Below are 26191 nucleotides of genomic sequence, written 5' to 3'. Positions count from 1 at the left end.
GCCTTCCCGCTCATCGGTCAAGCTCAGGAGCCGGCGAGCCATTCTGCTGTTGTCATCACTCTTGCGAAGCCGGCGGACAGTGTTGCAGCCGCCCCCGCCTTGATCACATCCTGTGTCGCGGTTTCTGACAGATCGGGGCAGCCGGTGGCATCGACAGGAAAGTCAACGAAGTAGTCGAGATCATGACCGTGTCTCGCCGTGGACTCGCAGCAGAAATTGGTCATGAAGCCGGTCACCACGATCCGGTCCACCGACCGTCCCCGCAGCACCCTGTCCAGGCCCGTGCCGATGAAGCAGGAATAGCGCTGCTTGCTGATCGTCAAAGCGCTGGCCGGGATCTTGAGCCTTGGGTCGTCTTCGACCTCCTCTGTGCCCTCGACAAATCCGAGCTCGCCGGACTCGCCGCTGAAATCGAACATGCGGCCGGCGTCGAAGCCATCGGCGCCATGGACATGCCGGACATGAACCACGAGATCACCGGCGTCTTCCGCCGCCGAAACGATCGCATTGATGTTGGCAATCGCTTCGGCATTGCCAACGCAATGCAAGGGCGAAGCCGGGTCGGTATAGACTTTCTGTACGTCGATCACGAGGATTGCGCGCGCCATCTCATTCTCTCCTTAGTAGTCTGGGGCAATTGAATTCTTGATGCCGCGCCTTCAGACTCCGAGCGCAACGCCGTCTTTCCGCGGTTCGGAAGCACCTGTTAAAGTGCCGTTCTCCCAGTCGATGCGGATCGCTTGGGCTCCACCGATTGGATCTTGTGCTGGAGAGAAGATGAAGCCCCGCCGCTCAAGCTCGGTGCGGGTCGAACCGGCAAGCGTATGCTCGGCCTCCACCCTGGTCCCAACGGACGTCGGCATGAAGCGGGGGAGATCGATCGCTTCCTGCAGATCCATGCCGTAATCGACGATCTTGGAGATCAGGTGAGCGTGGCCGAGAGCCTGATAGTGTCCGCCCATGACGCCGAATGGCATCTCTACTCTGCCATTTCGCGTTACCATGCCCGGGATGATGGTGTGAAGCGGCCGCTTGGATGGACCGATCCGGTTGGGATGACCCGGCTTGAGCGAGAAACTCTGGCCACGATTGTGCAGGATGACGCCGGAACGCGGAGCGACGAGGCCGGTACCGAAGCTGTCGAAGATCGAGTTGATGAAACTCACGGCATTCCGGTCGCGATCGACCACGGAAATGTAAACGGTGTCGCGATGAAGCGGCATGTCGAAAGACGGCAGGTCGGTCAGCGCGTGGCGCAGGTCGATCATCGCCGCCAGCCGGTCGGCCAGCGCGTCCGACAGCAGTTCGTCCACTGGCACGTCCGCCTTGTCCGGATCGGCAAGCCAGGCGTCGCGCGCGGCATAGGCGAGACGCGTGGCTTCGATCTCGATATGCAGCCGGTCGGGAGATTGTGGATCGCCCTTTGCTTCGAAACGGCTGAGGATGTTGAGGATCAGGAGGGCGATAATGCCCTGGCCGTTCGGCGGGCATTCATGGATCGTGTATCCGCGAAAATCCGTCGTCACCGGCGTCACATATTCGCCGCAGGCGTCCGCGACGTCTTCCATCGTATGGAGCCCGCCGAGCGAGCGCAGATAGGAGACCATGTCCTCGGCAACGGGTCCGTCGTAGAAGCCGCTCCGCCCCTCGGCGGCGATGCGTTTGAGAGTTTGCGCAAGTTCCGGCTGTCGGTGGACCTCGCCGATTTTCGGTGCCCGCCCGGTGGGAAGGAAGATCCGTGCTGCCGTTGGATCCGCCGCGAGTACCGCTTCCTCCAATGACCAATCGTGATGAACGCGCGGCGAGATCGCGTAACCTTCCTCCGCAAACCGAATCGCGGGCGCAAGCACTGCTGCGAAAGCAAGCCGACCGTGGTCGGCATGCAGACGCGTCCAGGCATCGATCGCCCCGGGAATTGTGACGGCCGCGGGCGACCGGCGGGGCACTTCGATCAGTCCTCGTTCCTCGAACCAGCCGGCGGTCAAGGCAGCAGGAGTCCGTCCGGAACCGTTATAGGCAATGACGTTGTCGGAGCCGTTCGGAGCATAGAGCGCGAAACAATCGCCGCCGATGCCTGTCGAACCCGGTTCAACGACGCACTGCACGGCACAGGCGGCGATCGCCGCATCCATGGCATTGCCGCCGGCCTCGACAATCTGCAACGCGACAAGGGTCGCGGAAGGATGCGATGTCGCGGCCATCGCGTGGCGTGACACGGCGACGGATCGGGTTGGAATCTCGAAGTTGCGCATTCGGTTTGTTCTCCTCGTCATTTGGCTGCAAGGCCCTGCACGCCTCAGGCGCGTGCTCGATAGGGTGTGAGCCATGTCTCAAGCGCATTCAGCGCTGAGATGATCATAAAATTGAGCGTGAGGTAGATGGCGCCTGCGGCCACGAAGACCTCGACAGCCCGGTAGGTTTGCGAAATGAGCCCCTGGGCGATGCCGGTGACCTCCACGAGCGTGATGATAGATGCGAGAGACGTACCCTTGACCATCAGGATGATCTCGTTGCTGTAGCTCGGGATCGCCTGGCGCAGGGCCAGAGGCAGGACGACGAGCCGCAACGTGAGGTACCGTGACATGCCGGAGGCAGTAGCGGCTTCGACCAGGCCGCGTGGCACACCCTGTATCGCCCCGCGCAGGATCTCGCTGCCATAGGCTGCGGTGTTGAGGCTGAGTGCGATGATGGCGCACCAGTAGGGCTCGCGGAACAGCCACCAGAGCCCGATCGTCTGTAGAGACGGGCGGAACTGGCCGAGGCCGTAATAGATAAGGAATATCTGCACGAGCAAAGGCGTGCCGCGGAAGACTGCGACAAAAGCACGGATAGGCCAAACCACAGCCCGATGATTTCCCTGCTGGGCCAGCGCAAGCAGCAGGGCCATGACGAAGCCGATGCTGATCGACGAGGCCGCGAGCTGCAAGGTCAATGGCAAGCCGGACAACAGGGTGGGGATGATTTCGAGAAAGAAGGTGAGGTCGATCATGCGTGGACCATGCCTCGCCACGCTCTGGCCTCGCCATGGCGGAAGACCAGACCAGTCACACCTGCGATCACGAAGTAAAGCGCGGCCGCGGCTATATAAAAGACGAACGGCTCCCGCGTTGATCCGGCACCGATCTGGGCTTGCCGCATCAGTTCGACGAGGCCGATCACGGAAATCAGTGCCGAATCCTTGAGCACCAATTGCCAAACGTTCCCGAGCCCCGGAAGGGCATGACGCATCAATTGCGGCACGATGACCAGGCGCAGCGATTGAAAGCGGGACAGGCCAAGTGCCTTGCACGCATCGAACTGGCCCCGGTCGACGGCGAAGTAGGCGCCGCGATAGACTTCGGCCTGATAGGCGCCCGATATTATCGCGATCGCTAGGACGCCTGTCGCAAAGGCCGGAAGCCCGATGAAGCCCGAACTTCCGAAGAACTTGCCGAGTTGCGTGAGCGCGATGCTGCCGCCGTAATAGAGCAGATAGATCGTCAGGAGATCAGGCACGCCCCGGAACACCGTGCTATAGGCATTGGCCAGCCAGGACGGGACACGGCGCGAGGAAAGTCGTCCGCCCGCCGCCACCGCGCCGAACGCCGCGCCCATAAGAAAGCCGAAGACGGACAGCGAAAGCGTAACGCCGGATGCAAGCAACAGTGCTGCGCCCCAGCCACCCTTGCCGAATGCGAGAAGATGCAAGATATCCATCATTTGAATAGAAGCCTTTCAGCGCGCCGCCCGACGAGATCGACAGTGCCGATCCCATCGGGCGGGTCCGCCCGCGCCTACTTGACCGGCGTCACGTCGGTCTTCACCCATTTCTCCGAGATGCGCTTGATCGTTCCGTCGGCGATGGCCGCATCGATCGCAGCGTTCAGCATCTCCTTGAGCTTGGTGTCTTCCTTGCGCAAACCGGCACCGGTCCCGAGGCCGAAAACGCCGCCCACGAAGCCCGGGCCTGCGAGCGTGAAACTGGAGAATTCCGGCTTTGCGAGTGTTGCAGCCAGCGCCGTCTGCTGCGCGAACAGGGCGTCGATGCGGCCGGCGGCTAGGTCGAGGTCATGCTGCTCGGTGGTCTTGTATTCGCGAATTTCCACGGTGTCGGCGAAGTATTTCTTCAGAAACTCGAGATTTGCCGTGGCTGCCTGGACACCGATCACCTTGCCCTTGAGCAAGGGCTTCAACGCCTCGATCGCGGTGGTGGATGCAGCCTCGTCCTCCAGTTTGAACTTGTCGGCCGAAACACCCAGTTTGCCGAGTTCGCTGTCCTTCGCAACAGCGAAGCCTGACGGATCGACCGCGTAGGGCTGCGTGAAGTCCATGGTTTCAAGCCTCTTCGGCGTGATGAACATGCTGGCCATGATCACGTCGAACTTGCCAACCTTCAGCGAGGGGATGAGGCCATCCCAGTCTTGTGCGATGATCGTGCATTGGATCTTCATCCGCGCACAAAGATCATTGGCGAGCTCGATTTCCAGTCCGTCGAGCTTGCCATCGGCGGTGGTGAAGTTCCAGGGTGCATAGGCCCCCTCGGTCGCGATGGTTATGGCCTTAGGCGCCTCCTGAGCAGGCGCGGATTGGACGAAACCGAACGCGCTGAACACGGCCGCCATAGCGACCAAGTGACGAATTTTCATGTGCTTTCCCCTTTTGTTAGACTGTTCTAGCTGTTCCCGCGGCCCGCGCCGGTCTGATTGCCGGTTGGAGACCATTTTTAGCTGGCCGGCGCTCATTACCTGCTCAGCGTCACGAACTCGGCAAGCATCGGTGCCGTGCTGAGAATATGATCCTGCATCACCTGCTCCGCATGACGGGCATCGCCAGAGCGCAACGCCGCGATCAGTGCAGCATGTTCGTCTCGTGCGGAAAGCGGCTTGTCGATGTCATCGAACCAGATCCGCATGTAGGGTTCGATCACCGCGTGCAGTGCTGAGATCTGGCGGATGAGTTTCGGCCTTTGGCTGAGCGCACAGATGCGGCCGTGAAGCTCCTGATGGCGGACCACCCAGTCGCTACTGCCGCTCTTGCCGGCGCGCTCCATGCGGTCGAGCAAGCTCTCGAGTTCGTCGAGTTCATCCTCGTCGATACGTGGCATCGCCAGTCTCACGGCGAGGCCTTCGAGCACGGAACGCATTTCGAAGATCTCGTAGAGCTCGTCAATTGTCAGACCCGCGACTACGCATCCCCGATTGGGACGCAGAACCACCAGCCCCTCTGACGCCAGACGCCGAAAGGCTTCCCGTACCGGCATGCGGCTCATGCCGATCTCGGCTGCTATGTCCTCGGGAATGAGCCGCTCGCCCGGCTTGTAGCGGCCAACGCGAAGAGCCCGTTGGATATGGCGGTATGCCTCCTCCTCTGCGGTGGCGGATGTTCGGGGCTCTGGGGAAAAGGCTGCGGGCATGCGGCACCAAAAAATATTTTTGTATCCACATATCCAATCATTGTCTCGATCCAAGGTCAATACCTCATCAAGCACTCCAGTCGGTAAATCACCGTAAGCGTTTACTTACGGCTCGCTTTGCCGCGCTTGCGCAAATGGCCGCATCCACGGCGTTGCCGCCCGCGCGCAGTATCTCGCGAGCGGCCTGGGTAGAGAGCGGGTAGGAGGTTGCGGGCGAGCACCCTGATAGCTGGAAAGTCACGCATGTCTGCTGGGGCGGCCTGTGTATAGCAGAGTTTCGGGCGCCCGGCGGAGGATGGCCGCCGCCGGGCACGCACATTATTTCATGAGGTCGGTCCAGATACGGGTGTAGAGCTCGTCCACCTCGGCTGGGCAAACAGTATGCCAGCCGGCCGCGGCCAGATGCTCGCTGGGAATGTTCAGCTCGGGGGCGTTCTTGATATCCTCACGCATGAATTCGCTCGAGCCCTTGATGCCGTTGGCATAAGTCGCGAAGTTCGAAATCAGCGCCGCGTTTTCGGGCGCCATGATGAAGTTCAGGAACTTCTTGGCATTTTCCGGATGCGGGGCGTCGGCGAGGATGGCAACGCTGTCCATGAACATCGAGTAACCTTCTTTCGGGAAGCCGAGCTTTATATCTGCATTGACCTGTCGCGCCCGGAATGCGGCGCCGTTGTAGTAGAGCTGGGCCAGCGTATCGCGGCTGTCCATCTTCTCGATGCCGTAATCCATCGAGACCCAGGACTTCTTGGCTTCGAGCAGCTTATCGCGAACTTTTTTCAGGAGCGCCTTGTCGCCGGTGCAAAAGGTGCCACCCATGTAGCGGATCGCGGCGTAAAGGACGTCATTCTTCTCCGGTACGACATTGATCTTGCCCTTCAGTTCTTCCGGCGGGTCGAGCCAGATTGCGCTGGTGTTGATGTCACCCTTGTAGACCGAGGTCGCGACGACCGGGCCGATCATGCCCCACTGCCACGGCACCGAATAGTGACGGCCGGGATCCCAGTCGACATTGACCCAGCGCTCATCCATATTCTTGAAGTTCGGCATCTGGTCCGGCCGGGATTCGAGGAGAAGACCCTCCTTGACCCAGATCGGTATGAAGTTGGCGCCGGGCACCACCATGTCGAAACCCGAACCGCCTGCGCGGACCTTGGCCAGCGCAGTGTCGTTTGAGTCATAATCCGTGACGGTGACGGTGATACCGGTTTCTTTCTTGAACTTTTCAAGCAGTTCCGGACTGGTATAGTTGCCCCAGTTGTAAAAGCTCAAGACCGGCTCTTCGGCAAGCGCTGCTGAATTCGCCATCGCGAGCAGCGCCACCGATGTCAGGGTTGTCAATATGGATCGCATGCTTGTCACTCCTCTGTAGGTTGTTTATTTTTTGCGGTTGATCAGATGCACGGCGGTCACCAGCAGAATCGACGGGATCAGCAGCATGGTGGCGGCGGCATTGACTTCGGGGGTCATGTCACGGCGGATCTGACCCAGCATGTATGTCGGCAGGGTTTCCTGGCCGCCGGACTTCACCAGATCGGTGATGACGACGTCATCCAGCGATACGACGAAGGCGAGCATGAAACCCGCCACGATGCCGGGGGCCAGCCTGGGAAGCGTAACATGAACAAAGGTCTTCCACGCATCCGCATAGAGATCGGCTGCCGCGGTTTCGAGGGTCAGATCCATGCCTTCCAGCCGTGCGCGGATCGGCAGATAGGCAAAGGGAATGCAGAAGGCTGTGTGGGCGATCACCAGGTAGCCGGTGCCCGAATAGCCGGTCGTCGACTTCACCGCCGCAAACACGATCAGAAGCGAGATCGCCGTGACGATCTCAGGCACGATCAGTGGCTGGTTGATCAGGGCATAGGAGATCGTCTGCCCGCGATAGGCGCCGGTCCGGGTCATGGCGATCGCGGCCATGGTTGCCATGACCGTCGCCAGGGTGCCTGCCGCGGTCGCGAGAAACAAGGAGAAGAGGGCGGCGTTGATGATCAGGTCGTTATGCCAGGCCTTGACGAACCAATTGAACGAGAAGCCGCCCCAGACACCAAGCGAAGACGTCGCGTTGAAAGCGAAGACCACGAGAAGGAGGATCGGCAGGTAGAGTGCGACGATCGCCAGCCAAGCAATGATGCCGAAGCCGGGTTGTGCCTTGAGATCGAATGCGTGGCGACTATTGGCCATGGGCATTCTCCTTCGCCGCGCTTCCGCGCATGTAGATGACGAGGGCCACCGTCACGATCAGGAGGAGACAGATTGACAGCGCTGCGCCGAGCGGCCAGTTTCGTCCTTGGCCGAACTGCAGTTCGATGAGGTTGCCCATCATCATGTTCTTGCCCCCGCCCAGGACGCGCGGTGTCACATAGGCGCCGATTGCAGGGATGAAGACCAGGATCGAGCCGGCGATCAGGCCCGGCTTGCAGGAGGGAATGACGATGTGCCAAAGCACCTTCAACCGGGTTGCGTAAAGATCGTATCCGGCCTCGACCAGATTGAAATCCATCCGCTCGAGGCTCGCATAGATCGGCAGCACCATGAGCGGCAGGTAGACGTAGACCAGCCCGATCAGAACGGCGCCGTCCGTGAAGAGCATCTGGACTGGCTTGTCGATCAGCCCTGCCCACACGAGGACATTGTTGATTGGCCCCTGGTTGGACAGCAGGCCCATGATCGCGAATGTGCGGATCAGGAGATTGGTCCAGAAAGGGATCGTGATCAGCAGCATCCATTGCGACCGGATGTGCTCGGGCCGGGTCGCGATGTAATAGGCCGTGGGGAAGCCGATGAGCAGCGTGGCCAGTGTCGTCACCAGCGCCAGCTTGATGGAGCGCCAGAGGATTATGAGGTTGGCATCGGCCAACATGAGTGTGTCGTCAAAGAGATCCCGCTCGACAAAGACGTTCATCCAGCCATCGAGACTGAACTGGCCGAGTATGACGCCCCCGAAGGCGCCCTTTTCCATCACCGAAAAGATGAGCATCACGGCAAGCGGGCCGACAGAAGCCAGAATGATGGTGAGCAGGGCCGGCGCCTTGAGCAGCCATCGGCGCCGGGTCTCTGCGGCCCGGCGCGCGGCGGCCATTTCAGCGATGCTGGTCATCCTCGCCTCCCAGAATGCAGGCGCTATGGCCATGAATTCGCAGCCATACTTGCGTGCCTGGCGCCCTCACCTTCTCAAGTTCCGGACTGTTGGGCACGCGCGCGGTGAAGGCTGCGCCGTCCTTCAGTCTGACCTGCAGACGGGTGTCGGTTCCGACGAAGACTTCGCCTTCGATGACGGCGGGAATGGCTTCCGGCGCAGCCGCGTCGAGCACGTCGACATGTTCCGGGCGGACCAAAACCTGGACGGGGCCAGCGTCTGGCATTGGGGCGCTGCTGTAAGCGGTGATGACCGTTCCGGCAATGTCGACGCGGTATCCATCCGTCCCTGCCGGGCCCGCGAGCTGGCCTTGTAGAATATTGGATTCGCCGATGAAATCAGCCACGAACCTGTCGACCGGGGCGTTGTAGATTTCCTTCGGGCGACCGACCTGGAGCACGCGTCCGCGATTCATCACCGCGATACGATCCGACATGGCCAGGGCTTCCTCCTGGTCGTGCGTAACGAAGATGAAGGTGATACCGGTTTCGGTCTGGAGCCGCTTCAGCTCGACCTGCATTTCCTTGCGCAGCTTGTAATCCAGTGCCGAAAGCGGCTCGTCGAGCAGCAACACCTGCGGCTGTGGCGCAAGCGCGCGGGCAAGTGCCACGCGCTGCTGCTGGCCGCCTGAGATTTCGCTGGTTCGCCGGCCGGCGAGCGCTTCCATGCGCACCAGACGGAGCATTTCCGCCACGCGCGTGGCGATTTTCGCCTTGGGCCATCCCAGCATCTTCAGGCCGAAGCCGATATTTTCCGCCACCGACATATGGGTGAAGAGCGCATAATTCTGGAACACGGTATTGATCGGTCGCTTGAACGGCGGCAACGGAGCGATATCCTTGCCATGCAGCAGGATCTGGCCCTCTGTAGGAAAGTTGAAGCCGGCGATCAGCCTGAGAAGCGTGGTCTTGCCGCAACCCGACGGTCCGAGCAGGGTGAAGAACTCGTTTTCGGCAATGTCGATCGACACGTCGTCGAGCGCCAGGAAGGTGGCAGCGCCCGAGCCATAACTCTTTTGCAGGTCGATGGTCTGGATGGCGGATTTTCGGGCGGCGGCGGAGGCAACATGCGGCGATACGCTCATGATCAGGCCTCGAATGTCACGCGACCGCCGCAGACGGTCAACACCGGGAAAACCGACTTGATCGCGTCTCTCGGCACGTTTTCGATGTCATCGGAGAGAATAACGAAATCGGCGAGATAGCCGGGTGCCAACCTGCCCTTGCGATCTTCCGCATGCTCCGCATAGGCGCCCTCGACCGTGTAGGCCGCAATCGCTTCATGCAGCGAAAAGCTCTGGTCCGGCAGGCCCGGCGCCCACGGCGTGCGATTGACCGCGGCGTGAATTCCGGCAAGGACATCGATCCTGGCCACCGGCCAGTCTGAGGCGAACACGACATGGGCGCCCGCCTGCTTCAAGGTCCGCCAGGCATAGGCGAGTGCCCACCGATCGGGCCCGATCCGGGTTCTGCCAGGTTCCGGCGAGAAATCCATGAGCCCTGGAGGATGGGGGGGTTGCATGGATGCGATTGCACCGAGCTCGGCGAAACGTGGGATATCATCGCGCAGGATCACCTCGACGTGCTCGACGCGATGGCGGGCATCGCGCGCGCCGTTCGCCTTGAGCGCGGCCTCATACCCATTGAGGACGGCATGGACAGCGCCGTCGCCAATCGAGTGAACCGCAATCTGTAAGCTGCGGCGATCGGCCTCGACGGCCATTTCACTGAACTGCGCCTGGGTGAAGAGCGGCTCGCCGGTGAAGTCGGGGCGATCGGCATAGCCCCCTGCGAGATAGGCCGTATAGCCTTCTATGACGCCGTCGTAGAAGGCTTTGACCAAGCCGGAGCTCAGCCAGTCGCCCTGATAGTCTTCCTTCATGCGGGACGCTTTTTCCAGCATGTCGACTGTCATGAAATTCTTGAAGTGGAACGGCACCTTCACGCGGCAGATCAGGTTACCCTCGTCTTCGATCTCCCTGAGCAGCTCGAGCGTGTAGAGATTGCCGTCCATATTGTGGATTGAGGTGATGCCGTGACGGGCGCACCAATCAAGGCCAGCGCTTATCGACGCCCGGTCCATCGCCCGCTCCTCTGGCGTCGGCGGTTCGGGCGGCTCGCCTCCGGTGGAGAGACCCAGCGATGAACGAAAGGTGCCGGCATAGACATCGACCGGTCCGAAGGCTTCGACCTCGCGCAGTTCACCCGTCGCCAGGCCATCCTGGCCCATGACGATTTCGTTGCCTGGACCGAGCGCCTTGCCGTGCAGCAGCCCCACTTCCTCGAGCAAGAAGGTGTTGGCCCACAGCGTATGATGATCGAAGGCCACGAAAGCGAGCGCTCGATCACTGATGATGGAATCGAGATAATGGCGGTCGATCGGCGCACCGTCGCGCATGACGTAATCGACGCTCTGGCAGAACAGCACCTTGGTGTCGGGATTGGCGGCCGCATAGTCGCGGACTATCTGCCGGACCTTGTCATCCCCCTTAACGCCATTCAGCGACAGGTCGTTGAGGGTGGCACCGCCGCCGAAGACATGCATGTGCGCTTCGATGAAGCCAGGCAGCAGGCTGCGTCCCCCACCGTCCACCTTGCGTGTGTCAGCGCCTACTAGTGCCTGGATTTCGCTGTCATCGCCTATGGCGACAACCCGCCCACCCCTAACGGCGATGGCCGTTGCCGTAGGTCTGTCCGGATCCATGGTTAGAATCCTCGCGTTGGTGACGACCATGTCAGCGTGCATGCAGTTCCCCTTGGTCGATATCCGCATTTCGACATCTTTGTCGATAATTATAGGATACGTTTTTGTATACATAATGCACTTGCAGATCGGCGAGTCAACCGGTATCGATGACTTCCACAGAGATCACTCGGGGTTCAGATGAACGAAATTGCCCGCGGCCATTTGCGGCAGACGACCTATGAAGCGATCAAGGCGATGATCGTCACCGGCCAGCTAACGCCGGGCAGTCGGCTGACCGAACTCGAGCTGGTAGAACAGTTGCAGGTCAGCCGGACGCCGGTTCGCGAAGCGCTCAACAGGCTGGAACGCGACGGGCTCGTGATCGAACGGCCGCGCACGGGGTTTGCCGTCGTGCATTTCGATGAAGCGATGCTACGAAACGTTTTTGACATACGCGCCGAGCTTGACGAGTACGCCACCCGCCTTGCCATCGCGCGCATCACCGACGACGAAGTCGAAGTGCTGCGCGGGTTGGTGACCGAGTGCAATCGGCTTGCCGAACAGGATACGACGCCCCGCGGGCGGCTGGAAGAATTGCAGACCGGGCTTGAGATTCACCGCGCCATCGCGCGGTTCAGCGGCAATCCCATGCTGGCCGACATGCTGAATGGCTTGCTGGAAAAGTGCCAGGTCTATGTCTGGATGGAACTGACACAACTCAACGACTGGCAGGCGGCGCGCGACGAGCATCACGCGATCGTCGAGGCCATCGCCGCACGCGACATGGATCGGGCTTGCCGCGAAACACGCCGGCATATCAACCTGTCGCGTGACGACATACTCAAGATGATGAATCTGCAGCGCGACTTTCGCGATCTCTACAAGCAGAAGAGCGAAGATGCCGGCGCTGGACAGACCAGCGTTCGTCAACATGCCGTAAATCAAGAGAATTTGTGACACGTCCATTGATAGAGCAGTTGCAGAGCCCGAGAATGGAATCCGACGGATGCTATCGATCGCAATATTCGTTTCTGCCCTAAGATTATCACGAGGAGGACTTTTTGCGCTACATTCGTCCGAGTTCATTGGAGGACGCCCTTGGCCTGTTCGCGGAAGCGTCAGGCAAAGCCGCAATTCTTGCCGGTGGGAGCGATCTGCTGGTGAGAATGAAGGGAGGCTTTGTCGAGCCTGACCTTATCATCGACATCAAAGCCATAGATGCCCTTCGCCACATCCGTGAAAGCGACGATGGTTTCGTCATCGGCGCCACCGTGCCTTGCGCAGTCCTCGGCGAGAATGCAGCGCTTCGGCGCGCGTGGCCCGGCGTCGTGGAGGGAGCCAAACTGATCGGTTCCAAGCAAGTGCAGGGGCGCTGCACCATAGTCGGAAATCTCTGCAACGCGTCGCCGGCGGCTGATAGTGTGCCGGCATTGGTGGCGGCTGGCGCCAAGGCTCTGATCAGAGGCCCCGCCGGTTCTCGCACGATCGCCGTGGAAATGGTTCCCGTGGGACCCGGCAGGACGTCGCTCGCGCCGGGCGAGATCATCGAAGCCATTCTCCTCGACAAGCGGCAACCACATTCGGGAGACGCCTATCAACGGTTCACGCCACGCACCGAGATGGACATCGCCGTCGTCAGTGCCGCAATCCACCTGACCCTCGACGATCAGGGGGTCGTCCAATCAGCGCGTGTCGCGCTTGGCGCCGCAGCACCGACGGTGATTCTCGTCCAAGAGGCCGCCGATATCCTCATCGGCTCCCGCGTCGACGATGGCACGTTGGACCGCCTCGCCGAGGCCTGTTCCGCCGCCTGTCGTCCGATCGACGACAAGCGAGGCACTATCGAATTCCGAAAGAAAGTCGCGGGAGTGCTGGCCAAGCGGGTCGCGCTGACCGCCTATCAACGTGCAGGACAGAAGTGATGGCAGGGATAGCAGTTTCGACGACAATCAATGGCGATAATGCCGAGTTCCTCTGTCACCCCGACGAAACGCTGCTTGACGTCTTGCGGGACCGACTGGGACTTATGGGCGTAAAGGAAGGTTGCGGAACGGGCGACTGCGGCGCCTGCAGCATCATTCTTGATGACCGCCTGGTTTGCTCCTGTCTGGTGCTCGGCGCCGAGGCGGAAGGGCGGCACATCGAGACCGTCGAGGGGATGGCACAGGGCGACAAGCTTCATCCGCTGCAGCAAAAGTTCCTTGAACATGCCGCCTTGCAATGCGGAATCTGCACACCGGGCTTTCTCATCGCGGCCAAGGATCTCCTCGCCAAGAACCCGGATCCGACCGAAGAGGAAATAAGGTTCGGCCTTGCCGGCAATCTCTGTCGTTGTACCGGCTATGACAAGATCGTGCGCGCCGTCCAGGACGCCGCAGGCGTGATGAGAGGAGCATGACCATGACTTTCGATCCAACCCATTCGACACGCAGCTTCTCCTCGGTCGGCACCCGACCCATCCGGCCGGATGGGGTCGACAAAGTGACGGGCCGCGCGCGCTACGGCGCGGACTTCAATATGCCCGGACAACTGGTCGGACGGATTCTGCGCAGCCCCCACGCCCATGCCATCATTCGAAAGATCGACACGTCGAAGGCCGAGCAACTTCCTGGCGTCAAGGCGGTTTTGACGGCGGCGGACCTGCCCGACCTCACCGATGGCGACGCGGCGATGTATGACATTCTCGATAACTGCATGGCCCGCAAGAAGGCGCTCTACGACGGACACGCCGTGGCCGCCGTGGCGGCGATCGATGCGCGCATCGCCAAACAGGCTCTCAAGCTCATCGAGATCGAGTACGAACTCCTGCCGCATGTTACCGACGTCGACCAGGCATTTGCCGAGGGGGCCCCGCTCATCAACGACACGATCATCACGACAGGTGTCGATCCCAAGCCCGAGCGCGCGTCGAATGTCTCCATGCGGAGCCAGTTCGGTCATGGCGATGTCGATGCCGGCATGGCGAGGGCCGACCTCGTGGTCGAGCGGAGTTTCAAGACCGAACAGACGCATCAGGGTTACATTGAGCCCCACGCCTGCGTGGCCAATGTCAGTTCGGATGGCACGGCGGATCTGTGGGTCTGCACGCAGGGCCATTTTGTCTATCGCCAGCATTGCGCACAACTGCTCGGCATGGACGCCTCCAAGCTGCGCGTGACATCGTCTGAAATCGGCGGCGGTTTTGGCGGCAAGACCCATGTCTGGGCCGAGCCGGTCGCGCTCGCGCTGTCGCGCAAGGCCGGCAGGCCGGTCAAGCTGGTGATGACGCGTGACGAAGTGTTCCGCGCATCGGGCCCTACAAGCGCTACGTCGATCGACGTGAAGATCGGCGCATTGAAGGACGGAACCATCGTCGCCGCCGAAGCGACGCTGCGCTATTCCTGCGGCCCCTATGCCGGCGCTTGGGCCGAGGTCGGCGCCATGACGGCCTTCGCCTGCTACAGGCTCGAAAATGTCCGGACCGTCGGATATGAGGTGCTGGTGAACCGGCCGAAAACCGCAGCATACCGCGCGCCTTCGGCACCAATGGCAGCGTTTGCGGTCGAAAGCGCCATCGACGAGCTTGCCAAGAAGGTCGGCATGGATGCGGTGGACTTCCGTATCCGGAATGCGGCGCAGGAAGGAACCAGGGCATCGTATGGACCCGTCTATGGCCCGATCGGCATTGGCCCGACCCTGGAGGCCGTGAAGAACCACCCGCACATGAAGGCACCCCTCGGCAAGAACCAGGGGCGTGGTATGGCGTGTGGCTTCTGGTTCAACTTTGGGGGCCAGACATGTGTCGACCTGAATATCGGCATGGACGGCACGGTCTCACTGGCGGTTGGCACAGTGGATGTCGGCGGTTCGCGGGCGTCGCTGTCGCTGGTCGCGGCAGAGGAACTCGGGATCGACTACGCGCATGTCAGGGCGGTGATCGCCGACACGTCAAGTCTCGGCTACAATGACATGACCGACGGCAGCCGGGGAACCTTCTCATCCTCGATGGCCACCATTTCCGCCGCCCGCAACGCAATCAAAATCCTCCGCGAGCGTGCGGCGCAGATGTGGGACATTCCCGTCGAAGACGTGGCCTGGGAAAAGGGCCGTGCCGTCGCCAACGGTGACACACACGGAAACCTTCCAAATCTGTCTTTGAAGGAGATTGCGGCCGCGTCTGGTACCACCGGTGGCCCGATCGCCGGGCACAGCGAACTCGTGGCCGATGGCGCCGGCGTGTCCTTCGCTACCCACATCTGCGATATCGAGGTGGATCCCGAAACGGGGGGCACCAAGGTCTTGCGCTACACCGTGGTGCAGGACGCCGGCAAAGCCGTCCATCCGACCTATGTCGAAGGACAGTACCAGGGTGGCGCCGCGCAAGGCATTGGCTGGGCACTCAACGAAGAGTATATCTACGGCAAGGACGGCAGACTGCAGAATGCGGGCTTCCTCGACTACCGTATTCCCATATGCTCGGATCTGCCGATGATCGACACGCAGATCCTGGAGATCCCAAATCCCAATCACCCCTATGGAGTTCGCGGCGTCGGGGAGACATCGATCGTCCCCCCGCTCGCGGCCGTGGCCAATGCCGTATCCAATGCCGTGGGCGTGCGCATGCAACATATTCCAATGTCGCCGCCGCGAATCCTGGCAGCGCTAGAAGCTTGAGGAGGCCAGATGGTCGAGGTAACGCTCTGGGGTTCTCTTGCGGCAGCCGCTGAGGGCAACAGCACGGTCGAGATCGAGGCAAGAGATATCAGGGAACTGTTCAAGAGGTTGAGCGAACGGTTCTCTGGGCTCGAGCCCCTCATGGATCGCGGGGTCGCGGTGGCAATCGACGGAACAATCTATCGCGACACGTGGTCGAAGGAACTGCCGATCGGAGCGGAAATCTATCTGCTGCCGAGACTGACGGGTGGCTGAAGGCATCGCCCAGCTTTGGTCAGCAAACCGATCAACCCTTCACCGCTTCAACTTCCGACGCCTTTGATTGGAATCGAACTGGCGGGTCCAGCGCCACGAAGACGGTTGCGAACTAAGTTTGGGAAAAGAACCCCTGAACGACGAGCGAAGCTGCGCCTCTGGTCCAGTAGTCGCTTTGCCAGTCCATTGTGAGCTCTGGCTTCGTGAGTGGAAACTGGCGCTCGAAACCGATACGGATCGCATCAGTCAGAGCCGGACCCAAGCGAATTGCTTCTCCGCTAACGATCACCAATTCCGGATCGATAAATGCAGCCAGATTGGCGATCCGCTCGCCCATCTCGCGGCCCACGACTTCAAGGAATCGGAGTGCGTCCGGATTTGACACCGTAGCAGCCTCCAAAAGATCGGAGCCGTCCCCAATGCGTTGCCAAGTGTCGATCAGCGCAGGCTCGGAAAACCGCTCGCCCCAGTTCGGTTTGTCGGCGCTTTCATTTGGATCACGGCAAAATCCAATTTCTCCAGCCGCGAAGCGGGTTCCTCGGATGATCTGGCCATTGCAGATCAAAGCTGCCCCCAGGCCAGTCCCGACAACGAAAACCGCCATGGACCGATGCGTCCGGCCATGGCCAAACAATTGCTGGGCAATCGCATAGGCGTTGACATCGTTGTCAATCCAGACCGGCACGCCTGCCGCTGCTTCAACGATCGATGCAATCGGCAGCATGTCCCAGCCGAAGCGATGGGATTTCAGGCATATGCCGGCTTCGCTATCGATCAGTCCCGGCAGGCCCATGCCCATGCCGATCAGCTTTCGATTCCGCTCGGTCGCATCCGGGACCAGTTCAGCGACGATCTGGCGGCAAGCGGCGGCAATGATGTCGGGGGCGGGTTCAGAGATCGTGACGGTCGCGGAACGGATCGGATTGGTCGCCAGGTCCGTCAGAACGGCCTCGATGGAACGAGACATGATCTTCACGCCGATCGAAAGCCGGCTGGCATAATCTATCTGCAGCGAAATGGGACGCCGTCCCCCGGAGCTCTTTTGCTGCGGGCCTTCGGTGATCAGCCCTTCCTCGATCAGCTCAGCAATGAGCATGCTAACGGCAGCACCGGAAAGGCCCGTCGCCTGGGCCAGTTCCACCCGGCTCAATGTGCCTTCTCGGCGAAGCAGGTCGAGAAGGAAGCGGCCATTGGCCTTTCTCGCGCTGGTCGGGTCGCCTTTTCCGTGCATTCAGTCACCGCTTTGTTCGCCGTCGATTTCTCACGAATAGCAGGTCTTGTACATCGTCAAACTTACTTCATTAAATTAATTAAGTATTGTAATGCGCTCCCGAGGCTGCTATAGACTCCTCAGGAGTGGGGATTTCGAGGGCGCGGAAGCGCCACGGGACATTCCGCGGCGGCTCGAGGGCCTTGCCGCGCATGGAGGATCAATTGCAGTTCAAAGTTTCAACCAGCCAGGCCTCCTGGGTGGACGGTGAATGCCGTCCTGCTGAAGGCCAGGCAGAAGTCAGGTCTCGCGATGTGCTGACACCGCGCTTCCGTGGTTTCGGCGTGTGTTTCAACGAGCTCGGATGGATCGCCTTACAGTCCGTCGACGAGGCGGAACAACAGGCAGTCCTCGAACGGCTCTTTTCGCCATCCGGCCTTGATTTCCATTATTGCCGCCTTCCGATCGGGGCCAGCGACTATGCGGAAAGCTGGTACAGCCACAACGAAACCGATGGCGACCTGTCGATGGAGCATTTCTCCATCGACCACGACAAGCGCCATCTGCTTCCCTACCTCGAAGCAGCAAGGAACGCGCATGGCCGCGATTTCGACCTCTTCGCATCCCCCTGGAGCCCGCCCACATGGCTCAAGGACCGCAAGGCCTATAATCACGGCCGCCTGATCTGGCGCGATGAACACCGGAAGGCCTATGCGCTTTACCTCGCCAGGTTTCTGCAGGCCTACAAGGCGCTGGGCATCGATATCGACGCGCTGCATGTCCAGAACGAACCTGATTCCGACCAGAAGTTTCCATCCTGCTGCTGGACTGGCGAACGGATGCGCGACTTCATCCGCGATGATCTGGCACCGGTATTCCTCTCTGAAGGCGTCGATGCCGAAATCTGGCTGGGGACGATCGAGCGCGGCAGTTTCAACGACTGGGTCGCGCCGACGCTGCTCGATCCCGACACCAAGAGTATCATCGGCGGCGTGGGCTTCCAGTGGGCAGGCAAGGGGGCCGTCCAGCGGACCCGACAGGCAGCGCCGGACCTACCCATTATCCAGACCGAAAACGAATGCGGCGATGGAAGAAACGAATGGGCATACGCCCATTACGTGTTCGACCTCATCCAGCATTATCTTTCGAACGGCGCGGAAGCCTATGTCTATTGGAACGCCGTGCTTGAAGCGGGCGGCGTGAGCACATGGGGCTGGCGGCAGAACAGTCTCTTCTGCGTCGATCCAGCCACGGGCGGCGTTGTCGCCAATCCCGAATACCATCTCATGCGGCACCTCGCGGGCTTTGTCCGCCAAGGCTCGTCGGTTCTCGAAACCGTCGGCATATGGGCCGCCAACACCATGATGTTTCGCACCTCCGACGGTAACGACGTCGCAGTGCTCCAAAACCCGCTGGCAAGCGAGCGCGACGTTCGCGTCGAGCTCGGCGGTTCGACCTGGGTTGTGCGCTTGCCCCCGAAATCCTTCGCAACCCTGACCAACCGGGCCTGACGGGATCGTCCCGCGCGGCCCACGCCTGAAGACCAACCCCTGAGGAGGAGAAAATGAAGAGACTGACCCTATCGACGACCGCGCTCGTTCTGAGCCTGTTTGGTTCCATCCAGATGGCGCATGCCGAGGTAACGGTAAAAATCCTGCGGGCGGAGACACCCCCGGCCGAGAAAGCCTTCAACGAAGACGTCGCCAAGTCATACGAAGCCAAGCATCCCGGCGTGGACATCGTCTTCGAATATTTGGCGAACGAAGCTTACAAGCAGAAGCTGCCGACCTTGCTTCAATCCGACGAGAAGCCCGACATATTCTACAGCTGGGGTGGGGGCGTCCTCAAGGACCAGGCAGCGGCAGGCTTTCTACAGGACATCAGTCCCGAGATGACCGGCGAATGGGCGAAGTCCCTGTCGCCGGCCGGCGTCAATGCCTTCACCATCGATGGCAAGGTGTACGGCGTTCCGATCAACGCGAGCGACGTCGCGTTCTGGGTCAACAAACCGCTGGCCGCAAAGGCAGGTATCGATCCGGCCGCGATCAAGACCTGGGACGATTTCCTCGACGCCGTCAAGAAAGCCAAGGCCGCCGGGATCACGCCGATCGTCGCCGGCGGCAAGGACAAGTGGCCTCTTCATTTCTACTACGGCTATCTCGCGGTTCGCGAAGCAGGTCAAAAGGGCTTCGCCGACGCCATGACCGGCCAGGGCGACGGTTTTAACAGTGCCGCCTTCGTCAAAGCAGGCGAAGAATTCAAGCGCCTCGTCGATCTTCAGCCTTTCCAGGCCGGCTTCATGGACACGACCTTCGAACAGGCATCGGGCATGTTTGGCGACGGAACTGCGGTGTTCCACCTCATGGGCGATTGGGACTACGCAACCTCGAAGCAGAATTCGACATCTGGCAAGGGCATCCCGGATTCCGATCTCGCGCTTGTCCGGTTCCCTGCGGTCAAGGATGGTGCAGGTGCGCCGACCGACACATTCGGTGGCATCAACGGCTGGGCCGTCGCCACAGGTGCCAAGCCCGAGGCCGTGGATTTCCTGAAGTTTTTCACCAGCAAGGAAATTCAGACCGAATCCGCCGCCAAGGGCTTCTTCATCCCGGTCGCAATTGGGGCGGAGAAGGGGCTGTCCAATCCCTTCTACGCGCAGATTTCGGCGGCACTCGGTCTGTCCACTTTCCACCAGGTGTTCCTCGATCAGGCCCTTGGCGCGGATGTTGGCGCGACGTTCAACGACCTCTCCGCTGACCTGGCGCAAGGTAACACGACGCCTGAGGATGCCGCGGCCGCGATCCAGGATGCCTGGGCCAATCGCTGACAATACGGACGGCCGAGCCATGCCTCGGCCGCTCCAATGTCCCATCACCTGGAGATCAATGCCATGGAACATGATGTTTCCGTCGGGCCAGCCACGCGCTTTGCCACATGGCCGCGCCTCAGCGATGGCCGGCTTCCCGCCATCCTCCTAATGCTGCCCCCGGCTCTCCTTCTCTTCACGCTGTTCGTGATCCTTCCTTTGCTGGACGCAGGCTATTACAGCTTCTTCAAATGGAACGGCTACGGTTCCCCCACCGAGTTCATCGGACTGCAGAACTACATCCAAGTGCTTCATCACCCCGTCTTCTATCGATCGCTGCTCAATACGGTGATCGTCCTGGCGGTCTCGATCTGCATACAGATTCCGTTGGCACTCGGTCTGGCACTCCTCATCTATCGCAAGACGCCGACCAATACCGCGTTTCGGATGATATTCTTCGTGCCCTTCATTCTGGCGGAGATCGCGTCGGGACTGATCTGGAGCTTCGTCTTCGATGGCAAGGTTGGCCTTGCGGCCGGGCTTTTCCGTTATCTGGGGCTGGACCCCGTGTTCATCCTGGCGGACCCGAACTGGGCATTCCTCGCGATCACGATTGTCGTCATCTGGAAGTATTTCGGCTTCCACATGATGATCTACATCGCCGCTTTGCAGGGCGTTCCCGAGGAACTCGTCGAGGCCGCCAAGATCGAGGGTGCGGGTCGGGCGGCGGTCGTCCGCCACGTCCTCGTGCCTCAAATCAAGCCGGCCCTCGTCGTCAGCGGCTTCTTCGCAGTGGTCGGCGCTCTGCAGCTGTTTGACGTGGTGATGCCGTTGACGGGTGGCGGTCCGTCCAATTCGACCCACACGATTGTCTCCTATCTCTACAGCTTCGGCCTGGTCCGCCTGCGGATTGGATACGGCAGCGCCGTGGGCGTGCTTCTGTTCCTGGCGGCGGTTGCCGTGGCGGTTCTTTATCAAACTCAACTCAACAAGGAAGCACGTCGATGAATGCGAACCAACATCTGGCGCGTGCCGGCCGCTGGGCGGCACTCCTCGCGGCCTCTGCCTTTGTTCTCGTGCCGATGGCCGCCACCTTTCTGGGGGGCTTCAAGACAAATGGCGAACTTCGGGTCAATCCTTTCGGCATGCCGCGAGAGTGGCACTTCGAATTTTATTCGGACCTGGTCGTTGCCCCGTCCTTCTGGAGTTACATGGGCAATTCGCTGCTCATTTCCTCGATTACGGTGATGCTCACTCTGATTGTCGGGGCCGCGGCGGCCTATGTGTTCGCGCAGATCAGGTTCTTCGGCGCGCGCTATCTGCAGTCCTATCTGCTCCTTGGCCTGGTCTTTCCGTTCGCCACGGCCATTCTGCCTCTGTTCATCAAGGTGCGGGACCTCGGCCTGCTCGACTCCCCCTGGGCGGTTATCCTGCCGCAGACCGCCTTCGGATTGTCTCTCTCTATCCTGCTGTTCAAGACCTTTTTCGAGCAGTTGCCGAAGGAGTTGTTCGAGGCGGCCTATGTCGAGGGATGTGGCTACATCCGGTTCTTCTGGCGGTTCACGCTACCACTTTCGACGCCAATTCTCGCGACCGTCGGCGTGTTCGCATTCGTCTCGAGCTGGAACAACTTCCTGCTCCCCCTGGTGGTCGTCAACTCGCGCGACCTGTTCACCTGGCCGCTCGGGATGATGCAGTTCCGGGGTGAGTATCTTGTCGAGTGGAACAGGACGCTCGCCTTCATCACCCTGACCATCCTGCCGTCCATCGCCTTCTTCTTCGCCGCGCAGAAATACATCGTGGCAGGTCTGACCGGAGGAGCGGTCAAAGGTTGATGGTCGAAATGTAAACCTTGCCAATCGGAGGATATCGGCATGACTGACGTGACAATTCGTTCGCTGAACAAAACGTTCGGTGCGCTTGAGATAATCCCGGACCTCAACCTGAATGTGCCGCATGGTTCGTTCACGGTCCTTGTCGGGCCATCGGGATGTGGAAAGTCGACCCTGCTCAGAATGATCGCCGGACTTGAGCAGCCGACGCGCGGCTCCATTGCGATCGGAGGCACCGACGTGACGCATGAGGAGCCCTCGAAGCGCGGGATATCGATGGTTTTCCAGTCCTACGCGCTCTTTCCGCACATGACGGTCGGCCAGAATATCGATTTCGGCATACGGCTGGCCAAAATGCCGAAGGAGGAGCGGGAGAAGAGGGTGGCCTATGCCGCTGGGGTCTTGAAGCTCGAGAAGCTGCTCGATCGCAAGCCCTCGGCACTGTCAGGCGGCCAGCGCCAGCGCGTGGCGATCGGCAGGTCGATCGTCCGCGATCCCAAGGTGTTCCTATTCGACGAGCCTTTGTCGAATCTCGACGCCGCACTGCGCGGGCAAATGCGGGTCGAACTGGCCGAGCTCCATCAAAGACTGAAAGCGACGATGATCTATGTGACGCATGACCAGGTCGAGGCCATGACGCTCGCGGACCAGATCGTCGTCATGAACGCAGGCCGTATCGAACAGATCGGCGATCCGTTGACGCTTTATGAGAAGCCGGAGACCGAATTCGTCGCGACCTTCATCGGCTCGCCCAAAATGAACCTGATCAAGGGCGCGGCCGCGCAGGCGATGGGTGTGGCGACCATCGGAATACGGCCGGAACATCTGGATGTCGGCGACGCCGGGACATGGAGCGCCACTGTCAGAGTTGTGGAGAAACTTGGCAACGAAGCGATTGCTTACCTGGATTCGGAAGTCGGCAATCTGACCCTTCGACTGGTCGGGACGCCTGCACTGAAGCCTGGCGACCAGTTGAAGATGTCACCGAGGGACGGCCACGGGCATTACTTCGACCAGGACGGTCGAAGGGTGGCCGGACCCTCCTCCTAGTCCGACTGCCGCGGACGGCCTCGTCCGATGGCGAGGCCGCCCGCACTGCAAATCTCGCTGGTATTCGGCAGACGTTGCGTGGCGCAGAAATATGATGGCAGATGAGTGGAGTCGAACCGGAGAACACCGGAGTTGAGCTGGCCCGACGGCTGCCCTGCCCATCGGCAAGATGCGGAAATTATTTCCGCGTTTCGGTGCGAGTACTGCGAGGTCTTGAGGGGAGCAGATCCTCCGACCCCGCCATCGCTATTTGGTTCGGCGCCACGCTTGGCCCGTCCGGATGGCGGGCCAACCCAGACATGCGCATGGCATTTTGTGACGTTGCGTGCATGGGCATTTGGAGAATGAGATTCGAACCATCAAGCCCTCAATCGCGACGCAAGAAAGCGTCGTTGAGACGTCGCCGGCACCTCCTGCCTATTACGCAGCTTTGGCCATCGGATGCGCCAACTCACCAAGGTATGATTGACGCAGTTCGAAGGAAAGCCATGCAGGAATGCTGGGCGACGAGAGGCGGCCTCCCCCGACAACGAGGCGGCTCGCAAAGAATCAAAACTCTTGCCACTCGTCACTCTTGGCAGCCAGATTGCCAGCGGCCACATGATTTGTCGGCTTTCGAACCAGCGGGGCGGATGTCTTGGCTACCTGCGAAGGTGCCGGGCGTGCCATAGCAACGGCGGTCTGGCGCAATACCCGAGTTTGGTCGGCACTCTGCTCGAGCTTGAACTGAGCGACGAGATCGCGCAACTTCGCCGCCTCTTGCGCAAGAGACGCTGCGGCAGCGGTCGACTCTTCGACCATGGCCGCATTCTGCTGTGTCGTTTGATCCATTTGATTGACGGCGACATTGACCTGCGAAAGACCCGTCGACTGCTCCTGTGCCGATGTGGCGATCGTTTGCATATGTTTGTTGATTTCAGTGACATAATCGCCGATGGCTTTCAGAGAAACACCGGTGTTGCGAACCAGAGTGACGCCGCTCTCCACTTCAGTGGTGGACTTCTGAATAAATCCCTTGATTTCCTTTGCGGCTTGGGCCGAGCGCTGGGCAAGCTCGCGCACTTCCTGCGCCACAACAGCAAACCCCTTGCCCGCTTCTCCCGCCCGTGCCGCTTCGACACCGGCGTTCAGGGCCAAGAGATTGGTTTGGAACGCAATTTCATCGATCACACCGATGATGTTGGAGATCTGCTGCGAACTCTCCTCAATCCTGCCCATAGCCTCTTCAGCATGAGATACCACTTCGGCAGACTGAGCCGCACTCTTGTTGGCAGCCTGCGCGACGTTGCGTGCTTCGTCGGTCATCTTGCTCGAACTAGATACATTGGCCGTGATCTGCTCAAGCGCGGCAGCCGTTTCTTCAAGCGCGGCGGCCTGCTGTTCCGTACGCTTGGAAAGATCATTGGTTCCTTCGGCGATTTCTCGGGTACCGCTATCCATGTTCTGGACGGCAATCGAGACGGCGCTGATTGTCTGGCTGAGTTGATCGACCGTGGCGTTAAAATCGGTCCGCAGCGGCTCGTAGTCGGTGGCAAACTGAGTGTCGATGCGGCAGGTCAAGTCGCCGCCGGCAAGCCTCTTCAGGTTTTCGCCAAGCGAGGACGTCGCGATCCGCAACTGCTCGGCCTCCCGCGCGATCCGCTGCTGCTCTGCGAGGCGGCCGGCCTCTGTCGCGCTGCGGTTGGCGACCGCCTCCTCTTCGAGGCGCGCATTGTTGATGGCGTTGTTGCGGAACACTTCCACCGCCGCCGCCATCGCGCCGATTTCGTCGGCCCTACCAGCGAAGGGTATTTCCGACGCGGTGTCGCCCGCTGCGAGGCCCGCCATTGCCCCTGTAATGCGAGAGATCGGTCGGGAGATGCCTCGTACGGCATAGATTGCACAGCCGAGGGCGATCCCAATCGCGCTGAAAGCTGAAGCCAGAACGATCCACAATGCACTATGAAAGCTGGATTTGCTTTCGGCCAAGTTGACGGCGGTCAGCTCGAGATTGAATTGCACCAGTTCGTCAATGGCCTTGTTGGCCGCCTCTGTTTGCTTCTTCAGAGGTCCACGCAGGTTTGTCTTGGCTTCGTCCAGCTTTCCGGTGTCACGCTTCGCAATCACCAACTCGTCACGCATCGTCCGATATTTGTGCGTCTCCGCGTCTATTGCGGCAAACAGTGTTTTGCCGCGCTCCGTGTTCAACATCGACTGAAGCTTTGCCATATCGGCATCAAGGATCGTTTCGATGTCGGCGGTAAATTTGTTTTCAGCTGTAATTTCTGCGGGGGAAACAGCCAGCAATTGCCTGGCCGTGGCCGCACGCAGAAGATTGAAATTGAATTTGATCTCACCGAGCACGACGACTTTCGGGAGCTTATCCTCGCCGACCACAGTGGTATTGCCATGCATCTTTGACATCGTCGAAAACGACAAAGTCGAGATCGCGACGAGGAGCACAATGAAGACGGCGAACATTGAAATCAAGGATGTGCGAATAGTGGGTCTGGACATCAATAGTTCTCCGTTCGCCAATGCCACTGGCAATTGGTCCGATCAATCGTAGATGATGCATGCGAAGCTGCAGTCGAACGGGTTACTGGTTAACAAGCCGTACGATCTTTAGAAAAAAATGAACCGGAGTTGTTAATATTTTACATATTAGCTGGACCGGAAATGACAAATGCCAAGCTCAGGAAGAATTTCTTCCGGCAAGAAATGTGGCCCGTACGAATGACCAGGGGCATGCTAGGCAGTGTGGACGAATTTGATCAAGCATAGGCCGGCAGCGAAGCTGACGATGGATCGGAAGTTCCGTGCGGTCTTTTCGCAGCGCAGGGCGACGCGCTTGAAGCGCTTGAGCCGCCCGAAGCCCTGTTCGATGCGGGCGCGAGCCTTGTAGAGCGTCCTTGCGAAGAAGGTGGGCGGGTTCTTCTCGTTGGCCTTGTGAGGGATCACCGGGGCAATGCCGCGAGCCCGGGCGGCGGCGCGATTGGCCTTGCTGGAATAGCCCTTGTCGCCCAGCGCGGCGCGGGGGGTGATGTCCGGCCCTATGTCGAGCAGGGTCTCGAAGCGGGTCGTGTCCGCCACCTGGCCACCGGTCAGGTCGAACGCGATGATGCCGCCCGAATTGTCCGCCTTGGCGTGGATTTTCGTCGTGAACCCGCCACGCGAGCGGCCGAGCGCC

General features: G+C 60.3%; 24 protein-coding genes. 10 read left to right on the top strand and 14 right to left on the bottom strand.

Going from position 1 to position 26191, the window contains the following annotated elements; all coding sequences use genetic code 11:
* Positions 1 to 23 precede the first annotated feature (23 nt).
* The 11 genes from AC2YI2_RS30240 to AC2YI2_RS30190 form a co-directional block, all read right to left on the bottom strand.
* On the bottom strand, positions 24 to 608 hold the full coding sequence (locus AC2YI2_RS30240) for a cysteine hydrolase family protein (RefSeq protein ID WP_487390252.1): 585 nt from the start codon (positions 606 to 608) through the stop codon (positions 24 to 26).
* 51 nt (positions 609 to 659) lie between these two features.
* The gene (gene ggt / locus AC2YI2_RS30235; protein WP_487390251.1) at positions 660 to 2252 is read right to left on the bottom strand and encodes a gamma-glutamyltransferase; all 1593 of its coding nucleotides are present in this window, start codon (positions 2250 to 2252) and stop codon (positions 660 to 662) included.
* Positions 2253 to 2296: 44 nt separating this feature from the next.
* Positions 2297 to 2989, bottom strand: a complete 693-nt coding sequence (locus AC2YI2_RS30230) for an ABC transporter permease (protein WP_487390250.1) — start codon at positions 2987 to 2989, stop codon at positions 2297 to 2299.
* Positions 2986 to 3699 carry an ABC transporter permease gene (locus AC2YI2_RS30225; RefSeq protein ID WP_487390249.1) on the bottom strand — a complete coding sequence of 238 codons (714 nt, stop codon included), beginning with the start codon at positions 3697 to 3699 and terminating at the stop codon, positions 2986 to 2988. The genes AC2YI2_RS30230 and AC2YI2_RS30225 overlap by 4 nt, the downstream gene beginning before the upstream one ends.
* A 74-nt stretch (positions 3700 to 3773) precedes the next feature.
* Positions 3774 to 4625 (bottom strand): transporter substrate-binding domain-containing protein, encoded by an 852-nt coding sequence (locus AC2YI2_RS30220; RefSeq protein ID WP_487390248.1) that lies wholly within the window; start codon positions 4623 to 4625, stop codon positions 3774 to 3776.
* Positions 4626 to 4720: 95 nt separating this feature from the next.
* Positions 4721 to 5392: a GntR family transcriptional regulator gene (locus AC2YI2_RS30215; protein ID WP_487390247.1), complete on the bottom strand. Its 672-nt coding sequence runs from the start codon at positions 5390 to 5392 to the stop codon at positions 4721 to 4723.
* A gap of 318 nt (positions 5393 to 5710) precedes the next feature.
* Positions 5711 to 6745: an extracellular solute-binding protein gene (locus AC2YI2_RS30210; RefSeq protein WP_487390246.1), complete on the bottom strand. Its 1035-nt coding sequence runs from the start codon at positions 6743 to 6745 to the stop codon at positions 5711 to 5713.
* Positions 6746 to 6769: 24 nt separating this feature from the next.
* The gene (locus tag AC2YI2_RS30205) at positions 6770 to 7576 is read right to left on the bottom strand and encodes an ABC transporter permease (protein WP_487390245.1); all 807 of its coding nucleotides are present in this window, start codon (positions 7574 to 7576) and stop codon (positions 6770 to 6772) included.
* A complete protein-coding gene (locus tag AC2YI2_RS30200; protein WP_487390244.1) occupies positions 7566 to 8492 on the bottom strand; it encodes an ABC transporter permease in 927 nt (308 codons plus the stop codon). The genes AC2YI2_RS30205 and AC2YI2_RS30200 overlap by 11 nt, the downstream gene beginning before the upstream one ends.
* A complete protein-coding gene (locus AC2YI2_RS30195; RefSeq protein WP_487390243.1) occupies positions 8476 to 9615 on the bottom strand; it encodes an ABC transporter ATP-binding protein in 1140 nt (379 codons plus the stop codon). Before AC2YI2_RS30195 ends, AC2YI2_RS30200 begins: the two co-directional genes overlap by 17 nt.
* 2 nt (positions 9616 to 9617) lie before the next feature.
* Positions 9618 to 11276 (bottom strand): amidohydrolase, encoded by a 1659-nt coding sequence (locus AC2YI2_RS30190; RefSeq protein WP_487390242.1) that lies wholly within the window; start codon positions 11274 to 11276, stop codon positions 9618 to 9620.
* Positions 11277 to 11414: 138 nt separating this feature from the next.
* Here AC2YI2_RS30190 and AC2YI2_RS30185 point away from each other — a divergent pair, with 138 nt between their 5' ends.
* The 5 genes from AC2YI2_RS30185 to AC2YI2_RS30165 all read left to right on the top strand — a co-directional run bounded on the left by AC2YI2_RS30185 (position 11415) and on the right by AC2YI2_RS30165 (position 16124).
* Positions 11415 to 12173, top strand: a complete 759-nt coding sequence (locus AC2YI2_RS30185) for a GntR family transcriptional regulator (RefSeq protein ID WP_487390241.1) — start codon at positions 11415 to 11417, stop codon at positions 12171 to 12173.
* Between the two features lie 104 nt (positions 12174 to 12277).
* Positions 12278 to 13138, top strand: a complete 861-nt coding sequence (locus AC2YI2_RS30180; protein ID WP_487390240.1) for an FAD binding domain-containing protein — start codon at positions 12278 to 12280, stop codon at positions 13136 to 13138.
* Entirely contained in the window at positions 13138 to 13614 is a 477-nt protein-coding gene (locus AC2YI2_RS30175) for a (2Fe-2S)-binding protein (protein WP_487390239.1), read from the top strand. The genes AC2YI2_RS30180 and AC2YI2_RS30175 overlap by 1 nt, the downstream gene beginning before the upstream one ends.
* Positions 13615 to 13616: 2 nt before the next feature.
* On the top strand, positions 13617 to 15869 hold the full coding sequence (locus AC2YI2_RS30170; RefSeq protein ID WP_487390238.1) for a xanthine dehydrogenase family protein molybdopterin-binding subunit: 2253 nt from the start codon (positions 13617 to 13619) through the stop codon (positions 15867 to 15869).
* Positions 15870 to 15878: 9 nt separating this feature from the next.
* Positions 15879 to 16124, top strand: a complete 246-nt coding sequence (locus AC2YI2_RS30165; protein WP_487390237.1) for a MoaD/ThiS family protein — start codon at positions 15879 to 15881, stop codon at positions 16122 to 16124.
* A gap of 112 nt (positions 16125 to 16236) precedes the next feature.
* Here the strand turns inward: AC2YI2_RS30165 and AC2YI2_RS30160 are convergent, their stop codons facing one another.
* A complete protein-coding gene (locus AC2YI2_RS30160; protein ID WP_487390236.1) occupies positions 16237 to 17355 on the bottom strand; it encodes an ROK family protein in 1119 nt (372 codons plus the stop codon).
* A 203-nt stretch (positions 17356 to 17558) separates the two neighbouring features.
* On the opposite strand from AC2YI2_RS30160, the gene AC2YI2_RS30155 reads away from it, so the two are divergent.
* The 5 genes from AC2YI2_RS30155 to AC2YI2_RS30135 all read left to right on the top strand — a co-directional run bounded on the left by AC2YI2_RS30155 (position 17559) and on the right by AC2YI2_RS30135 (position 23022).
* Entirely contained in the window at positions 17559 to 18845 is a 1287-nt protein-coding gene (locus tag AC2YI2_RS30155) for a glycoside hydrolase family 30 protein (RefSeq protein ID WP_487390235.1), read from the top strand.
* 53 nt (positions 18846 to 18898) lie between these two features.
* A complete protein-coding gene (locus tag AC2YI2_RS30150; protein WP_487390234.1) occupies positions 18899 to 20161 on the top strand; it encodes an ABC transporter substrate-binding protein in 1263 nt (420 codons plus the stop codon).
* Between the two features lie 63 nt (positions 20162 to 20224).
* A complete protein-coding gene (locus AC2YI2_RS30145) occupies positions 20225 to 21148 on the top strand; it encodes a carbohydrate ABC transporter permease (RefSeq protein ID WP_487390233.1) in 924 nt (307 codons plus the stop codon).
* Positions 21145 to 21975 carry a carbohydrate ABC transporter permease gene (locus AC2YI2_RS30140; protein WP_487390232.1) on the top strand — a complete coding sequence of 277 codons (831 nt, stop codon included), beginning with the start codon at positions 21145 to 21147 and terminating at the stop codon, positions 21973 to 21975. The genes AC2YI2_RS30145 and AC2YI2_RS30140 overlap by 4 nt, the downstream gene beginning before the upstream one ends.
* A gap of 39 nt (positions 21976 to 22014) precedes the next feature.
* Positions 22015 to 23022, top strand: a complete 1008-nt coding sequence (locus tag AC2YI2_RS30135; RefSeq protein ID WP_487390231.1) for an ABC transporter ATP-binding protein — start codon at positions 22015 to 22017, stop codon at positions 23020 to 23022.
* A 549-nt stretch (positions 23023 to 23571) separates the two neighbouring features.
* Here AC2YI2_RS30135 and AC2YI2_RS30130 read toward each other — a convergent pair.
* Positions 23572 to 25518 (bottom strand): methyl-accepting chemotaxis protein, encoded by a 1947-nt coding sequence (locus AC2YI2_RS30130; RefSeq protein WP_487390230.1) that lies wholly within the window; start codon positions 25516 to 25518, stop codon positions 23572 to 23574.
* Positions 25519 to 25752: 234 nt separating this feature from the next.
* Positions 25753 to 26191: IS5 family transposase (locus AC2YI2_RS30125; protein ID WP_487390229.1), on the bottom strand; the 439-nt coding region annotated here is incomplete at its 5' end.

The organism is Rhizobium sp. SRI_017, assembly GCF_057586295.1.
The sequence above is the reverse complement of the archived record's forward strand: the minus strand, read 5'-3'. Positions and strand labels throughout refer to the sequence as shown.

Bases quoted from the DNA above. Each gene is read 5' to 3' on its own strand.
- AC2YI2_RS30175 (WP_487390239.1), top strand. From the start codon at position 13,138: ATGGCAGGGATAGCAGTTTCGACGACAATCAATGGCGATAATGCCGAG.
- AC2YI2_RS30230 (WP_487390250.1), bottom strand. From the start codon at position 2,989: ATGATCGACCTCACCTTCTTTCTCGAAATCATCCCCACCCTGTTGTCC.
- AC2YI2_RS30170 (WP_487390238.1), top strand. From the start codon at position 13,617: ATGACTTTCGATCCAACCCATTCGACACGCAGCTTCTCCTCGGTCGGC.
- ggt (WP_487390251.1), bottom strand. From the start codon at position 2,252: ATGCGCAACTTCGAGATTCCAACCCGATCCGTCGCCGTGTCACGCCAC.
- AC2YI2_RS30140 (WP_487390232.1), top strand. From the start codon at position 21,145: ATGAATGCGAACCAACATCTGGCGCGTGCCGGCCGCTGGGCGGCACTC.
- AC2YI2_RS30205 (WP_487390245.1), bottom strand. From the start codon at position 7,576: ATGGCCAATAGTCGCCACGCATTCGATCTCAAGGCACAACCCGGCTTC.
- AC2YI2_RS30150 (WP_487390234.1), top strand. From the start codon at position 18,899: ATGAAGAGACTGACCCTATCGACGACCGCGCTCGTTCTGAGCCTGTTT.
- AC2YI2_RS30225 (WP_487390249.1), bottom strand. From the start codon at position 3,699: ATGATGGATATCTTGCATCTTCTCGCATTCGGCAAGGGTGGCTGGGGC.
- AC2YI2_RS30190 (WP_487390242.1), bottom strand. From the start codon at position 11,276: ATGCACGCTGACATGGTCGTCACCAACGCGAGGATTCTAACCATGGAT.
- AC2YI2_RS30210 (WP_487390246.1), bottom strand. From the start codon at position 6,745: ATGCGATCCATATTGACAACCCTGACATCGGTGGCGCTGCTCGCGATG.
- AC2YI2_RS30135 (WP_487390231.1), top strand. From the start codon at position 22,015: ATGACTGACGTGACAATTCGTTCGCTGAACAAAACGTTCGGTGCGCTT.
- AC2YI2_RS30185 (WP_487390241.1), top strand. From the start codon at position 11,415: ATGAACGAAATTGCCCGCGGCCATTTGCGGCAGACGACCTATGAAGCG.
- AC2YI2_RS30165 (WP_487390237.1), top strand. From the start codon at position 15,879: ATGGTCGAGGTAACGCTCTGGGGTTCTCTTGCGGCAGCCGCTGAGGGC.
- AC2YI2_RS30220 (WP_487390248.1), bottom strand. From the start codon at position 4,625: ATGAAAATTCGTCACTTGGTCGCTATGGCGGCCGTGTTCAGCGCGTTC.
- AC2YI2_RS30160 (WP_487390236.1), bottom strand. From the start codon at position 17,355: ATGCACGGAAAAGGCGACCCGACCAGCGCGAGAAAGGCCAATGGCCGC.
- AC2YI2_RS30215 (WP_487390247.1), bottom strand. From the start codon at position 5,392: ATGCCCGCAGCCTTTTCCCCAGAGCCCCGAACATCCGCCACCGCAGAG.
- AC2YI2_RS30240 (WP_487390252.1), bottom strand. From the start codon at position 608: ATGGCGCGCGCAATCCTCGTGATCGACGTACAGAAAGTCTATACCGAC.
- AC2YI2_RS30145 (WP_487390233.1), top strand. From the start codon at position 20,225: ATGGAACATGATGTTTCCGTCGGGCCAGCCACGCGCTTTGCCACATGG.
- AC2YI2_RS30200 (WP_487390244.1), bottom strand. From the start codon at position 8,492: ATGACCAGCATCGCTGAAATGGCCGCCGCGCGCCGGGCCGCAGAGACC.
- AC2YI2_RS30130 (WP_487390230.1), bottom strand. From the start codon at position 25,518: ATGTCCAGACCCACTATTCGCACATCCTTGATTTCAATGTTCGCCGTC.
- AC2YI2_RS30195 (WP_487390243.1), bottom strand. From the start codon at position 9,615: ATGAGCGTATCGCCGCATGTTGCCTCCGCCGCCGCCCGAAAATCCGCC.